This is a genomic window from Flavobacterium sp. GL_143 (assembly GCF_057834355.1).
Genome location: NZ_CM174401.1, coordinates 303,559 through 318,099, shown reverse-complemented (window position 1 = coordinate 318,099; position 14,541 = coordinate 303,559). Strand labels below are relative to the sequence as shown.

13 protein-coding genes are annotated in these 14,541 nt (G+C 31.0%); 6 read left to right on the top strand and 7 right to left on the bottom strand.

From position 1 onward, the window contains the following. Positions 1 to 37: 37 nt before the first annotated feature. The 6 genes from AC3IPI_RS01250 to AC3IPI_RS01225 all read left to right on the top strand — a co-directional run bounded on the left by AC3IPI_RS01250 (position 38) and on the right by AC3IPI_RS01225 (position 3,027). The gene (locus tag AC3IPI_RS01250) at positions 38 to 628 is read left to right on the top strand and encodes a hypothetical protein (RefSeq protein WP_489156635.1); all 591 of its coding nucleotides are present in this window, start codon (positions 38 to 40) and stop codon (positions 626 to 628) included. A gap of 17 nt (positions 629 to 645) precedes the next feature. Beyond that, the gene (locus tag AC3IPI_RS01245) at positions 646 to 831 is read left to right on the top strand and encodes a hypothetical protein (protein WP_489156633.1); all 186 of its coding nucleotides are present in this window, start codon (positions 646 to 648) and stop codon (positions 829 to 831) included. After that, a complete protein-coding gene (locus tag AC3IPI_RS01240; RefSeq protein WP_489156631.1) occupies positions 824 to 1,327 on the top strand; it encodes a hypothetical protein in 504 nt (167 codons plus the stop codon). Before AC3IPI_RS01245 ends, AC3IPI_RS01240 begins: the two co-directional genes overlap by 8 nt. Before the next feature lie 420 nt (positions 1,328 to 1,747). Then, positions 1,748 to 2,134 carry a hypothetical protein gene (locus AC3IPI_RS01235; RefSeq protein WP_489156629.1) on the top strand — a complete coding sequence of 129 codons (387 nt, stop codon included), beginning with the start codon at positions 1,748 to 1,750 and terminating at the stop codon, positions 2,132 to 2,134. 22 nt (positions 2,135 to 2,156) lie between these two features. Next, on the top strand, positions 2,157 to 2,459 hold the full coding sequence (locus tag AC3IPI_RS01230) for a hypothetical protein (RefSeq protein ID WP_489156627.1): 303 nt from the start codon (positions 2,157 to 2,159) through the stop codon (positions 2,457 to 2,459). A gap of 154 nt (positions 2,460 to 2,613) precedes the next feature. After that, complete coding sequence (locus AC3IPI_RS01225; protein ID WP_489156625.1) at positions 2,614 to 3,027, top strand: DUF4279 domain-containing protein; 414 nt, start codon at positions 2,614 to 2,616, stop codon at positions 3,025 to 3,027. Between the two features lie 299 nt (positions 3,028 to 3,326). Here the strand turns inward: AC3IPI_RS01225 and AC3IPI_RS01220 are convergent, their stop codons facing one another. From AC3IPI_RS01220 to AC3IPI_RS01190, 7 genes are all read right to left on the bottom strand, one after another. Then, positions 3,327 to 4,190 carry a penicillin-binding transpeptidase domain-containing protein gene (locus tag AC3IPI_RS01220; RefSeq protein WP_489156623.1) on the bottom strand — a complete coding sequence of 288 codons (864 nt, stop codon included), beginning with the start codon at positions 4,188 to 4,190 and terminating at the stop codon, positions 3,327 to 3,329. Positions 4,191 to 4,394: 204 nt separating this feature from the next. After that, a complete protein-coding gene (locus tag AC3IPI_RS01215) occupies positions 4,395 to 5,666 on the bottom strand; it encodes an acyltransferase family protein (RefSeq protein WP_489156621.1) in 1,272 nt (423 codons plus the stop codon). Between the two features lie 216 nt (positions 5,667 to 5,882). Next, the gene (locus AC3IPI_RS01210) at positions 5,883 to 7,091 is read right to left on the bottom strand and encodes an anhydro-N-acetylmuramic acid kinase (protein ID WP_489156619.1); all 1,209 of its coding nucleotides are present in this window, start codon (positions 7,089 to 7,091) and stop codon (positions 5,883 to 5,885) included. A 170-nt stretch (positions 7,092 to 7,261) separates the two neighbouring features. Continuing rightward, positions 7,262 to 10,261: a serine hydrolase domain-containing protein gene (locus tag AC3IPI_RS01205; protein WP_489156617.1), complete on the bottom strand. Its 3,000-nt coding sequence runs from the start codon at positions 10,259 to 10,261 to the stop codon at positions 7,262 to 7,264. Between the two features lie 113 nt (positions 10,262 to 10,374). Next, positions 10,375 to 11,883, bottom strand: a complete 1,509-nt coding sequence (locus AC3IPI_RS01200) for a sodium:solute symporter (protein ID WP_039111542.1) — start codon at positions 11,881 to 11,883, stop codon at positions 10,375 to 10,377. Between the two features lie 258 nt (positions 11,884 to 12,141). Then, complete coding sequence (murQ, locus tag AC3IPI_RS01195; RefSeq protein ID WP_039119813.1) at positions 12,142 to 12,969, bottom strand: N-acetylmuramic acid 6-phosphate etherase; 828 nt, start codon at positions 12,967 to 12,969, stop codon at positions 12,142 to 12,144. Positions 12,970 to 13,085: 116 nt separating this feature from the next. Continuing rightward, positions 13,086 to 14,282 (bottom strand): exo-beta-N-acetylmuramidase NamZ family protein, encoded by a 1,197-nt coding sequence (locus AC3IPI_RS01190; protein ID WP_489156614.1) that lies wholly within the window; start codon positions 14,280 to 14,282, stop codon positions 13,086 to 13,088. Positions 14,283 to 14,541: the final 259 nt, after the last annotated feature.

The window sequence follows — 14,541 nt, the reverse complement described above, 5'->3', positions numbered from 1 at the left end:
GAAAAATAAAATTTATGAAAGCTAATGAAAAAGTAAAATGATATATAGAAAATTATTAATACTAATCTTTTCGGTGCTTATAATTAGCTGTAAAGACAATTGTAAAAACATTGAGAATATACGTTTCTCGACAGGTATAGAAAAAATGATTGAATCTAAGCAAATATGCGATGCTGGTGTGTCGTCTGCTAAATGGGGATTGAATTTAAAACTAGAATATGATGATAGTAATTTTTCATTATTTGGATTTGATGAAAAAATAAAAATTCTTTCGGATAAAAAAAGAAATATTATACTATGTATTAAGACCAATGAAGCTTATAATTTTGGTGTGTTTTATAATCCTAATGAAAAAATTATGTATGGTATATATGAAATTATTTTTTTAGACAAAGATTTAGTACCCCTGTATTCTATGGGAGAATATGGTTCTTATAAATATGAAGATGATTTAAAAAATCAACAAATAAAATATTATATGATTAATAAAGATGAAACATTTTTTCTCAATCTTGATTACAATAATGTTTTAGATATGTATGATAAGTTAAAGAAAAGTCCAATTAAAAGTGATGGAGGAGGGATCAGTCCTTATTATAAAAAGCCTTATTCTTGGGAAATACCATGATGTAAAAGAAAAAAAATATGAAACAAAGGATTCTAAAAGGCATTTTATTGAGCTTTGTCGTTATAATATTTTTGATAGGGGCATATTTATTTTATAATGTTAAGATTAAATCTTCTAATTGGTATAAAGAAAAAGTTTGGAACGAACGTGTTAGAGAAAAACAAGGAGAAGTAGTAACAGTTAAAAAGGGAAAAGATGAATAAAAAAATAATTTTTAGTTTTCTTCTAGTTATTAGTTATATCTATTTTATATACAATCCAATACTTATTCATACAAAATTTGATGAGTCAGATAGTCTAACTTATGATAAATCCAATAAAGGAGACAGAATAAATGTTTTTAGTTCTTTTAATTTTGATGATGGGAATTATTGGAAAGCTTCAGTGATAATAAATGAAAGAGATGAAATTTCTACAAAAATACCGTATGGACAATATTTAATGACCAAAGATATAAAGCTAATTAAAAAGCTAAGTGAGATTCCGCTTAGGTACACAGAAAGCGATATGACTACAGTTTTAAATGAATTAATATTATATAGAAACGATACAATAGTTTTCCGAAGTTACCTTGTTATAGATAATAAGATAGAAGGACTTCAAAATTATAAATATGGATGGCTTGAGGCAAATGGAAATAAATTTTCTAGTATTATTAAAGATTTTGAAATAACTTATTTTCCAATTGTATGTTGGTAAAATAAAGATATTTGATAGAGAATAGAAAAGTTCAGTTAAAAATGACGAAAGAGGAATTAGTCCTAATTACAATAGTCGTTTATGAAATAATAAAGAGAAAAATATATTACGAATAGATTTTTTAATGAAGCTATAAAAACGTGACATTTTAAATTATGGATAAAGGAAAAATCATACCTATGGAATCAACAGATTATGTGTTTGTTAATAATCTACTTTTTAAAAATTTAGATGTCATTATTTTAGGAGTGATATTTTTAATTGTGTTGAATACTGTTTTATTGATAATATTACTGAAACGAATAAAAAATCGGTAATCTATAGGATAAACCTAATAAACCTGAAGATAAATTATAATTTCATTTCCCAAAAAAAGTTAATCATATGGTTATATTTTTCGGTTTTAAAACTAAGGAATAAATGAAAAGAAGTTTTATTATATTGCTGTTAATTTTAATGAATCTAGTCATCATTTTTTATATTGACTATAAGATAAATTTACCCGATTTAGATTATTATCATGGGAAAGATGGTGGTGTAATTGTAAGGTTTCATGTAACTATTGTTATGAGTGTTATCTATTTTTTTATCATGAGTAAAAAGAACAAGATTATATATTCTATTTATGGATTTATTATCGGGATAGTATCAATGGTCATTTGTTACTTGGCTCTAGCGGAGTTTACAAAATTGAGTGATATCTTTTATCAAATAGTAGCAACCATGGTTTTTATGTCAGCATTTTATTTGATTGAAAAAAGGGGTGAAGTTTATAAGGATAGAAGTAAGGTGTTTGATATTGAATAATTTAAAGAAATAATTTAAGATAATGGAGAATAATACAATACTAGAAAATATTGATTTAATTCAATTTGTTTCAAAAAGACCAGCAATGTTTTCAATTCATAATGTAGAATCTTTCTTTATCTTTTTTAAAGGATATTCAATTGGTAAAAGTGATTCCGTAGTTCACGATTTTTTTGACTCTTTTAGAGGTTTTATTCATGAAAAATTTGCTGAGGATGGGTTAAAAGATATTGATCCTGAAAGAATTATTAGGCTATATAGTGCTAATGATGGTCACTCTTTAGAACTTTTAAGGATTTTGATAAAAGAATTTATGGAGAGATAATATATTATAAAACAATAAAAAATTAAAGAGAATAATTAATGAAAATCATAATTAATATTGCGTTGGTATTGTTTTAGATTTAATATTATAAAAATTCTTTTTAGATTATCACATTTCATAAAAATTACTTTAAAAATCTATAAAATTTAAATACATGGTTGCCAAAACACATATAAAATTAATTTTTTCAATCTATGGAGATGTATTTAATTCAAATGAATTTACTGAACTTGTCGGAATATCACCGACAGCTTGCTGGAACAAAGGAGATTTAATAAAAAATAACAAGAAAGAAAAGAAAAGAATAGAGTCAGCTTGGGAATATTCTATCAATAATATTGAGACAATATACTTTGAAGAAATATCAAATGAGTTTGTTAAGTTATTTAATGAAAAAGTAGAGAAGATACTATTGTTTAAGAAGAAGAATAAATTGGCAATAAAATTTGATATAGTATTAGAAATAGTGAAGGATAATGGAGTTGTAATGTCTTTTAATAGAGATTTCTTAGAGGTAGTAAATAGGTTAGGTGCCGAAATTGAGATAGATATTTATGTTTTGGATTAGGGTAACCTATGATATATGAGTGACGTGAGTATTCAAGGGAAAAATATAAAATGTTTTTTGCGAATAATTTAAAATTTAAAAATAAAGAGAATAATTAATGAAAATCATAATTAATATTGTGTTGGTATTGTTTTACATCTTACTTGTATTTTTTGCCGTAATTTGGTTTCTTGCTCATGGTTCAGGCCACAAAATACCACTCGAAACAGATTTAAGTATAGCAGGATCTATAGTATTAGATATTCTAGTAATAGTCGTTTTGAGATTTGCTAAAAAACGGATAACAAAAGATGAATAGGTTAGGGGTTTATAATCCCCAAATCTCTAAACACGGACTTCGTGATATCTTTTCGGCAAGGACCGAAATTAGTACTATTTAATTTTCTGTCTTGTATAAGGCGTGTTGCAAAAAAGTAAGTTCCGTTTTTATTCTCGATGTAGCCAACCCACCAACCCGTATTGATTTCATTTTCTCTAGTCCAGCCAGTTTTGGAGTGAATAGTATATTCTGGATTTTGTTCGGTTATCATGACCTTTTTTACTATTTCGATGTTTCGCTTAGAAAAAGGAAGGTTTCCTTCGTAGAATTTTTTGAGAAATTCAACTTGATTGATTGGCGAGATTCCGAAAGCACCAAAATTCCAAAAGTCAGCATCCGTTTGTGAGAGGTCAAGATTACCGTAATTGCAAAGGGATAAATATTTTTTGTAATTGGCTTTGCCAATTTTTTTAGCTAATTCTATAAACGCCCAACCTGCCGAAACTTCAAAAGCTTCTTTTACCGTTATATCATGATAAATAGTAGGGCGATAATCATATTTTATAGTATCGGTACTTCCGGGCCATTTCACTATCTCATTCTCACTAGCAATAGTTTTTGTTTCTAATGCAATAAGCAGATTAATGATTTTAAATGTCGATGCTGGTAACGTTTCCTTTTTTGTATTGATAGTGTCGGATAAAATCCATTTATGATTGTTATTGTCATAAATCGCAATCGAGCCTTCGACATTACAATTATCAAAATATTTTTTAAAATCCTCCCGTATTAAAACTTTTTTGCTATTTGATGTAATTGAGGAATTGTCTTTTTTCTTGTTCGATGAACAGGAGAAAAGAAGTCCGATAAATAACAATCCAAATAACAATCGTTTCAATTTCATTTTGGTGTTTTTAAAATGTATTCTTGACTATGTCTTTAGCCACAGATTAAAATGATTTTATAGATTTCTTTATGAAAAGGATTACCACGAAGTGCACTAATTTTTTATGCTAATTGAACATAGTGAATGTTCTGATTCGTGAAAATTCGTGCAATTCGTGGCAATCCAAGAAAACAAAAAACTAAAAAAACTTTACTATATGTTTTATACTTTAAAAATCAGTTTCTTTTTATAGAAAACCCAAAGTATAAGTGACCAAAAAATGGCGTATGATATTGCATAAGCTAATGATGCATTTAGTGGATTTTCAAAACAAGGCGTAATTCCAAATTTGTAAATCAAGGCTTGAAGATTGATTTCTTCTGTAGCTATATCTGGACTTTGAACTTTAATAGAACTCAAAACTCTAGGAATTATCCCCGAAAAGTAAAAAACAATCATTGGATTTACTCCCCAAATTAAAAATAGTTTAGTCCATTTTTTATAGTTTGCTACATCTATTATATAGTATAATATGGTTAAGCATATTGTAGCTATACCAGCGGTATATAAAACATAAGAACTTGACCAGAGTGATTTGTTTATTGGGAATATTATGTTCCAAAGCATACCGATAACTAAGAGTACAATTCCTGAGATTGCTAATTTTTTTAGAATTTCGGTTTTTGTAATCTGTAAGTTTAGTATTTGTCCTATGAACATTCCGAGAATTCCTGTACCAATAGCTGGTAAAGTACTTAAAATTCCTTCTGGATCCCAAGTTTTAGAGAAGCTCCATAAATGCCCATTCAAGAGTAAATTGTCTAACCAAGCAGCCAGATTGGTTCCTTTGTCAAAATTGGCAGCGCCAAATCCTGGAACAGGAACAAAAGCCATCAAAATCCAGTAAATCAACAAAATTGAAGCTGTAACCAGAAGTTGCGTTTTTAAATTTGTTTTTAGATATAATAGCGAAGTAAAGAAATATACAATTCCGATACGTTGTAAAACACCAGGGATTCTTACGTCCTCAAAAGCTTCTATTTTACTATATGCTAGGAATAATAATAAAGCAAAGATTCCAAAAACAAGATATGTTTTAACTTTTAAAGTAAAGTTTCCTAAAAGGGCATAGGCTACTGCAAATGTTATACTTAATCTAAGAAGTAACAAAGGGATTCCTTCTAGTCCAAACAATTGAATTCGGCTGAAATAATTTAAAGATAATCCTAAACAGAATATTCGTAAGGAACGAACCAAAATTTTATTAAAAACTCCTGAGTCAAAATGTTTTGTAGGCATTGCAAACGGGATTGCTGTTCCCATTATAAAAATAAAAAAGGGAAAAACTAAATCGGTAGGAGTACAGCCGTGCCATTCGGCATGTTCTAAAGGGGGATAAATAGATGCCCAGCTTCCTGGATTATTAACAATAGTCATTAATAAAATCGTAAATCCTCTAAATACATCTAGTGAAATTAAACGTTCTTTTGTCATTGGTTTGGTTTATTTTATTATTTAAAAGTGAAACTTTTAATCTACTGTATGGATATAAGTACAAAAAGTAAACACGAATTGACACAAATTTTAATGGTTGACTTAGTTTGTGAAATTAATTCCACAAACTAATTCGTGTCAATTCGTGGAATTCGTGTTTAAAATTCATTTGTAATATTTGTGTTCATACGGTTGAAGTTTTACTGGTTCTTTATTTTAACTTGGAAAAGAAATTTTACCCATCGATACAGACGGAATTCCTTTGCGTGTTCCAAAATCTGATGTTCCACCAGAAACAGTTTCATTTGCCAAAATCGCAAAAAGTATTGCTTCTTTTGCATCTCCTGAGATTCCTAAAACATCGGTATTTAAAAAAGTACAAGGCAATAGTTCTTTTAGCCAACTTACTAATAATGGATTATGTGCGCCTCCGCCTGACATATAAATCGTAAAACTTTCAACAGGATGTGTTGTGTTCTTTATAGCTGTGTGTATGGCGCTGGCTATCGTTTCGGCACTAAATCGGGTTAGGGTTGCCAATAAATCTTCAACAGAAATATCGTTTGTATTGCTTTGGGTTTGAGCTTTTTTAACATATTCTATATTAAAAAGTTCTGGACCTGTAGTCTTCGGGAAAGAGGCAAGGAAGAACTCATCGGCTTTTAAAGCTTCTAAAAGTGAATTGTTTACTTTGCCTTGTTTCGCGATTTCGGCATCTTTATCATAGGCTTTATCAGGAAATGAAAGTCTGGTAAAGGCATCGATTAAGGTGTTTCCGGTTCCTGTATCGGTAACAAAAACTTCTTCGGGATTACTGCTTGATGGCAAATAGGTAAAATTTGCAATTCCGCCCATATTAAGCATAATACGATTTTCTCCTTTTTTTCCAAAGAGGAAATAATCGCCATAAACGGCAAGTGGAGCTCCTTCTCCTCCTGCAGCAAGATGCTTTTGACGAAAGTCTGACAGTGTTATAATTCCAGTTTTTACAGCAATATGATCTCCGTCACCAATTTGTAAAGTAGCGTTTGGGAACTTTTCTTGTTGGTGTAAAATCTTAGGTGCATGAAAAACAGTTTGACCATGCGAGGCTACCAAATCTACTTTATCTGTTGGAACTCCCCAACGTTCTAAACATTCCAAAATCATGTTGGCATGAAGAACCCCAATCCATTCATTTAATAAAACCAGTTTCTGAAAATCAATGGTTTGTTTAGCAAATACGGTTCTGATTTCTGATTTTATTTCTTCAGAATAATCAATGGTATCGAATTGTACTAATTGAACTTCGGTGTTTTCACCAGAACCAGAGATTTCGCATAGAGCCACATCAAGACCATCTAAAGAAGTACCAGACATTAATCCGATAATAGTTCGGGAAGGTTTTTGAGCAATTTTATACAGTGATTCCAGATTTGTGTTCATGATTTTTGTTTTTAAAAGTTCATTTTAATATCCTTTTTAAACCATGTAAGTAATGTAAGTTCATTTAAGCTGTATTTTGAGGAGACTCTAATATGAACTTATATTTCTTATATGGTTAAATTTAATACAGGTTTTATTTAACCTTTGATTGATATAAATAGAACTGTTTTTTATTTTATAATAGCGTCCTGAATTATTTGCTGAATATCTTCTCGGATTTTTCCTCTAGCTAATTTATTCTCATCATTAATAACTTCGGGATAGGTTCTATTGGATAAAAATACATAAACAATTTCTGTTTCTGGATCAACCCAAGCTATGTTTCCAGTAAATCCGGTATGTCCAAAACTAGATGGAGAAACGCAGGCACACGTAGGACCTTTTTCGTTTATTCTTTTATCAAAACCTAAACCTCTTTGTACTCCTTTGTCAGCGTAATAGCAAGTATTAAAGGCATCAAATGTTTGTTTGGAGAAATATTGTTTATTACCATAATTTCCTTTTTGTAAAAATAGTTGCATCATTTTAGCAACATCCATAGCGTTGGAGAAAATCCCAGCATGACCCGCAACTCCGCCTTCCATTGCTGCTGCCATATCGTGTACATATCCCTGAATAACCTGGTGTCTGAAATAATTATCAATTTCGGTAGGAGCAATGTTACTTCTATCAAATCTGTCTAAAGGATTGTAAAGCGTATTGTTCATTCCGAGTGTGTTGTAAAAATTTTGCTGACTCAGTACTTCTAATTTCTTATGCGTTTTTCTTTCTAAATATTCTTTCAGGATAATAAAGGTAAAATCGCTATATCTGTATTCTTTTTTTAAGGATAAGGGAGTATCGGCAATGATTTTCATGATGGTGTCGTGATAGTCATTTCTAATAAAAAGATTGTCTGCAACTTTTGTAGAAAAATCAGATTCGGCTACTCTGCGATAGTATTTAGCCGAAGGTTTTCCTTCGCTATCCAGCGTTGCTTTGTAAAACGGAATCCAAGCCTGAAGCCCTGCATAATGAGTTAGTAAATCCTTGAAGCTGATATTTTCTTTATTTGTTTTCGCGAAAAGCGGCACCATATCTTTTAATTTGGTATCCAGATTTACTTTTTCATTATCATACAATTGCATTACGTTAGGCAATGTCGAAATCATTTTTGAAATCGAAGCTACATCGTATAAATCTGAGTTTGTAACTTTTCGGGTATTATCATAGGTTTGACTACCGTATGATTTCTGGAAAATAACACTTCCTTTTCTAGCTACAAGTACCTGCATTCCCGGAGTCATTTTTCCATCAATTGCTTTTTGTGCGATAGCATCAATTTTAGATAAAATAAGCGGATTCATGCCTACATTTTCTGGCTTTGTAAAACCCAAACGATTTATTTTTTCGGTAGTTAAACCATCATTTACATTAAAAGATGTATTGATAGACACGGGTAGTTTTCCTTTGGCAGGGATGGCTCCAAATAATAATTCTGCCGAAACTATCTGACTGATATCTGAGTTTTGATAGGAAACTACTAATCCTTCGATATCATCAAAATTAGTGATTGGCAATAGTGAATAGGGCTTTGTGAAAATATCCAAAATCACTTTGTTGTGTTTTGCAATTTCTTGTAACCAAATCAGTTCAGTATCTGTGAAATTTTGTTTTTCCCAAGTTTTATTTACTTTGTGAAAACCAATAATAACAAGATCGTATTTTTTTAATTCTTTATTTAAGCTATCTATGTTCGTGTTGGCTACTTCGGTAACTTCTGTGTATTTTTTTAAAGTAGTAACAAAATCACTATTAACATCTTCTCCTAGTTTTACATACGCTATCTTTTGTCCTAAATCTTTGATAGGAAGTATTTCCTTTTCATTTTTTAAAACGGTAATAGCGTTTTCGTATAATTTATAGTGCAAAGCATCATTTTGCGGCGGATTAAGCTCGTCGTATATGTTTGCCATATCGATAGGTTTGTATTTGTTTAATCCTGCTTTAAATTTATAATGCAATATTTTTTTTACCGAATGTGCCAAACGTTCCTCGGTAATAACACCTTCGTTATAGGCAACTTCAAGTTTCTGGAATGCTACAGGAACATTTTCTGAACAAAGCAAAATGTCATTTCCTGCAAGTAGTACGGCAATTTCCAGATCCCCAGGGCCTTTAAAATTACTTGCGCCTTTCATCGCTAGACCATCTGTAAAAATTAAACCTTCAAAGCCTAATTCTTTTTGAAGCAGATTAGTTACTACATTATAAGAAGCAGAAGATGGAAGATTTGGTGTTGGTTCCAGACTTGGAATATTAAGATGGGCAACCATAACCGATACTAAACCTTCGTCGAAGATTCGTTTGTACGGATACAATTCGACTAATTCAAGTCTGTCTTTTGTGAAATTAACCAAAGGCAATGCGTGATGAGAATCTGTTGAGGTGTCTCCATGTCCAGGGAAGTGTTTTCCGGTACTAAAAACACCTTGACTTTGTACCCCTTTCATTAAGGCAATGGCTTTGTCGCTTACATTAACTTTGTCTTCACCAAATGAACGGTTTCCGATAATAGGATTTTTAGGATTGGTGTTGATGTCAAGAACTGGAGCGAAATTAAAATGGATTCCGATTCGTTTGTTTTCATTGGCCATGTTTCTTCCAACATTTTCAATTAAACTTAAATCCTGAATTGCGCCTAAAGTCATATTCCAAGGGTAACGATAAGTTGAGTCTAATCGCATACCCAATCCCCATTCGGCATCAATCCCTACGAACAAAGGAACTTTTGCTTTAGATTGATACTGGTTGGTTAATTTGGCCTGACGAACAGGACCTCCTTGAAAAAATATAACTCCACCTACTTTATAGTCTTGAACTAATTTATTGATTTGATTGGTATGAACAGAATCTTTGTTAGAATAGGCAGAAATCATAAATAGTTGACCTATTTTTTCCTGAACCGACATTTTATTGTAAATACTATCTACCCAAGCAGTTTCTCTGTCTGAATCTTTAAAGAATGTTTTCTTTTCGGATTTACTTGGAGCTACATAAACTACTGTATCTGCTGGGGAGGTATCATTTTTTGAATCTGTAACTGTATTGTTTTTTCTGGAAACGCCACAATTGGTGATTAAAAATAAAAATGTGGCACAAAGGCTAATTTTTATAAAGTAATCTTTCATATCATTATTTTTTGGCAATTGAATATTTAGAGTCTGTTTAAATTTTAAACAGGCTCTAGCTTATTTAAAAGCGTTCAATTGATTAGTTAATTAGTTTTGTTTTTAAGGTGGTTTTAAAAACTTATTTTTTCGCTACTGCGTGAGCTTGTCAGGAATAATCCTAAGTAAGTTATTAAACCATTTAGCACGATTAATTCATTATCAAATACATATCCTGCAAACAATACTTTTGAATTTTCATTTATTAAATACGTGAAGAAAGGAGATAATAAACAGATAAATGGAACGAGTTTATCATTTACATTTCTTGATTTTTGGAACAATCCAAATGCATATAATCCTAATAATGGACCATAAGTGTAGGATGCGACCTTAAATATCATCCCAACTACTGAACTATCATTGATGGAATTAAAGATGATTATTACGAAGAAAATCAATGCTGAGAAGCTGATATGAACCAAGTGTCTTGTACGTACTGAGTTTTTCTTATTGCTATTTTCGGCTTTGTCCATGCCTAAGAAATCAACACAAAAAGAAGTTGTTAATGCTGTTAATGCTGAATCTGTCGTAGCAAATGTTGCAGCAATAATTCCTAATAAGAATACAATTGCCGGAATTGTGGCTAAATGATTTAAGGCAATTTCTGGGAAAAGTAAATCGGTTCTTGGTTTACCTGTAATTAAATCTGTTGGAATTGCAATTCCGTTTTTATTAGCATAAATGTATAGTAAAGCTCCAACACTCAAAAAGAAGATATTGATTATAACGAAGATTCCTGTAAAGGTAAACATGTTTTTTTGTGCTTCGCCAATGTTTTTACAGCTCAGGTTTTTTTGCATTAAATCTTGATCAAGTCCTGTCATTGCTATAGTAACAAACATTCCTCCTAATATTTGTTTTATAAAATGAAATTTGCTTCCTAGAAAATCATCAAAGAAAAATATTTTAGAGTAATTACTATTTTTAACTTCTTCAAAAGCACCAATAGCACTTAAATCCATACGATCACAAATAAAATAGATGGTAAGAAAAACTGAGGTAACTAAGAAAAACGTTTGTAACGTATCTGTTATAATAATGGTTTTTAGTCCACCTCTATACGTGTAAGAAAAAATAAGAATTAAGGACATTAATACTGTAAAAGCGAAAGGAATACCATAAAAATCGAATACAAAACGCTGTAATACAATTACCACTAAGTATAGTCTGAATGCTGAACTAACGGTTCTACTAATCAGGAAAATAGAAGCTGCAGTCTTATAGCTGTAAAACCCCATTCGTTGTTCTATATATCCATAAATAGAGGTTAAGTTCATTCGGTAATAAAGCGGTAATAATAACTTTGTAATTATTATAAATCCGATTGCATTACCTAATACAAACTGAAAATATTTGAATTGTTCACCACTCGCAGCACCAACTTCTCCAGGAACAGAGATAAAAGTTACTCCAGAAAGAGCAGTTCCTATCATCCCAAAAGCAACTAAATACCATTTTGAGTTTTTATTGGCTGTAAAAAAAGCATCATTTCCATCATCCTTTCGGCTCACTCTATGCGAGATATAGAATAGTGTTCCGAAATAAATGATAATAAGAAGAAGGATAGTACTTGGTGTCATTTTATCTTTTGTGGTTTAGTATTTTATAAATTTACTTGTTGGGCGTAATTAATTTTTAACACATAGAAACATAGATTTTGTAATCTTAAAAAAGGCGTTTCACTTGTTTAAAACACACAGAGTTTGCTATGTGAAAGAAATGTATTTCTCTTCGTATTTTTTTACACATAAAATCTATGTTTCTATGTGTTAAATGAAATTTTCATGAGTTATATCCAACGTGTATAAATCTATAAAAGATTTTGATTAGTTTGGTTATTAAATTTCCAGATCTTTATTTTCTGCCAATAAAACGGCTCTTACACTTTTGTGTTTTTTTAATAATTCTGAAGCTAGTTTCTCATCAATATGAAGTTCTTCTACAATCATTTCTACACCTCTTTGTACTAGTTTTTTGTTAGACAATTGCATGTCTATCATTTTGTTACCGTAAATTCTTCCTAGTTTAATCATAACAGATGTTGAAATCATGTTTAAGACTAGTTTTTGAGATGTTCCCGCTTTCATTCTTGTACTACCTGTAAGGAATTCTGGCCCTACAATTAGCTCTATAGGATGGTCGGCTTCTTTAGAAATAAGACTTGCGCTATTACAAGAAATACTCCCTGTAATGATATTATTTTCTCTTGCTTTTTTTAATCCTCCAATAACATAAGGAGTATTTCCTGAAGCTGCGATTCCTAAAACGACATCTAAACTCGAAATATCATAGGCAGATAAATCTCTCCAAGCCTGATCAATATCGTCTTCGGCATTTTCTACCGCTTTTCTAATGGCCGAATCACCTCCAGCTATAATACCAATAATCCAATTGTCTGGAACACCAAAAGTAGGAGGACATTCAGAAGCATCAAGAATACCGATTCTTCCAGATGTACCTGCGCCGATATAAAATAGTCTTCCGCCAAGTTTCATTTTAGAAACAATAGCATCTACTAATTTCTCAATAGTAGGGATTTGTTTTTCGACAATCTCGGCTACTTTTTTATCTTCATTATTTATATTGGTAAGCAATTCATTTGTGCTCATTTTATCTAAATTAGAGTAAAGTGATTCACGTTCTGTATCGGGATTTATTTTTGCCATTTTATTTTGTTTTTAGCTAATTTTTTTAATTTTTTAATTTTGTTTGGAACATATTTTATGATTGGGCATCATAAAAAACAGTCCAGAATTTATTTGACAATAAATAAGGGTATGATTTAATAGATTAGGTATTTTGTGCGCATTTTTTTAAATGCTTCTAAATCCTTTTGCCAGGTCTTTCTAATTTTATCTTCAGAAATTCCGCTTTCAATTTGCTGTTGCAATTTTTTTGTTCCAGCAAGTTTTGTAAAAAAAGGATTGAAGAATTTAGTTTTATCACTAGTGTTTTGGTAAGCTTTAATCAACCATTTTAATTCTAAACGTGTTAGTTTAGGATAAGATGTTAAATCCTCACCAAAGCATTCTTTCCCATTATAAAGTGGGTCTTTGGCTCCAAAATTTGGTTTAGGAGTAAAGCTAAAATTAGTTTTTGTTAAAAAAGGAGAACCATAAATCTGGAATTGTTTCTCGGTTCCACGCCCCATACTTACATTAGTTCCTTCAAAAAGACATAAACTTGCGTATAGGTTTATAGATTGATCATTTGGTAAGTTTGGCGATGGTTTTGCAAGCAAGCTATATTCCATTTTTCGGTTATAATCGACACAAGGAATAACGGTTAGCTTACATTGTACTTCATTTTTAAGCCATTTTTCGCCATTAATCATTTGAGCATATTCGCCGATAGTCATCCCGTGAAGCAGTGGGATAGGGTGCATACCCACAAAACTTGTAAATTCTTTTTCTAAAAGTGGCCCATCGACAATACCTCCATTAGGATTTGGTCTGTCAAGAATAATAAGCGGAATCCCATTTTCTGCGCAAGCTTCCATCACATAATGCAAAGAAGAAATATAGGTGTAAAAACGTGCTCCAACATCTTGTAAATCAAATATCATAACATCGACTCCTGCTAATTGTGCTGCTTTTGGTTTTTTATTATCTCCGTAAAGAGAAATGATTGATAGTCCGGTTTTTGGATCTTTTCCGTCTACAACATGTTCGCCAGCATCGGCAGTTCCTCTAAACCCATGCTCGGGAGCAAAAATGGTTTGAACAGCAATTTTTTTCTCTAATAAAAAATCTACCAGGTGAGTTTTGTTAGTCAAAATCCCTGTTTGATTTGTAACGATTCCTACTTTTTTATCTTTTAATAAGGGTAGGTATTTTTCATAATTATCGGCTCCGGTTTTAATTGCCGGTGCGTTTAATTCTTGAGTGTTGTTTTTTGTAATTGTTTGTAATGAACTGGAATATGATGTTGTGTAAAACATTGATGCTACAATAACACATTTAGCTATGAATTTTATCATTTTAAATTACAGTTTAATAGTTAGAAGGCAGAAATTGACTAAATAAAGTTAGATTATTATTTGATTGGTATTCTGTATTTTTTTGATTGTTGTTGTGTGGTTTATTGTAGTAGCGTTTATCTGAGTTTATCAGACTAGGATTTTATTTTCGTCGGTTTATTAAACGATGTCTTCGTTGTACGAAATAATAATTTTAAAATACTACCTCTGGAGTTTTCCATGACCAGAGGTAGTTTATTATTTTGTTAGTATTCAGTTT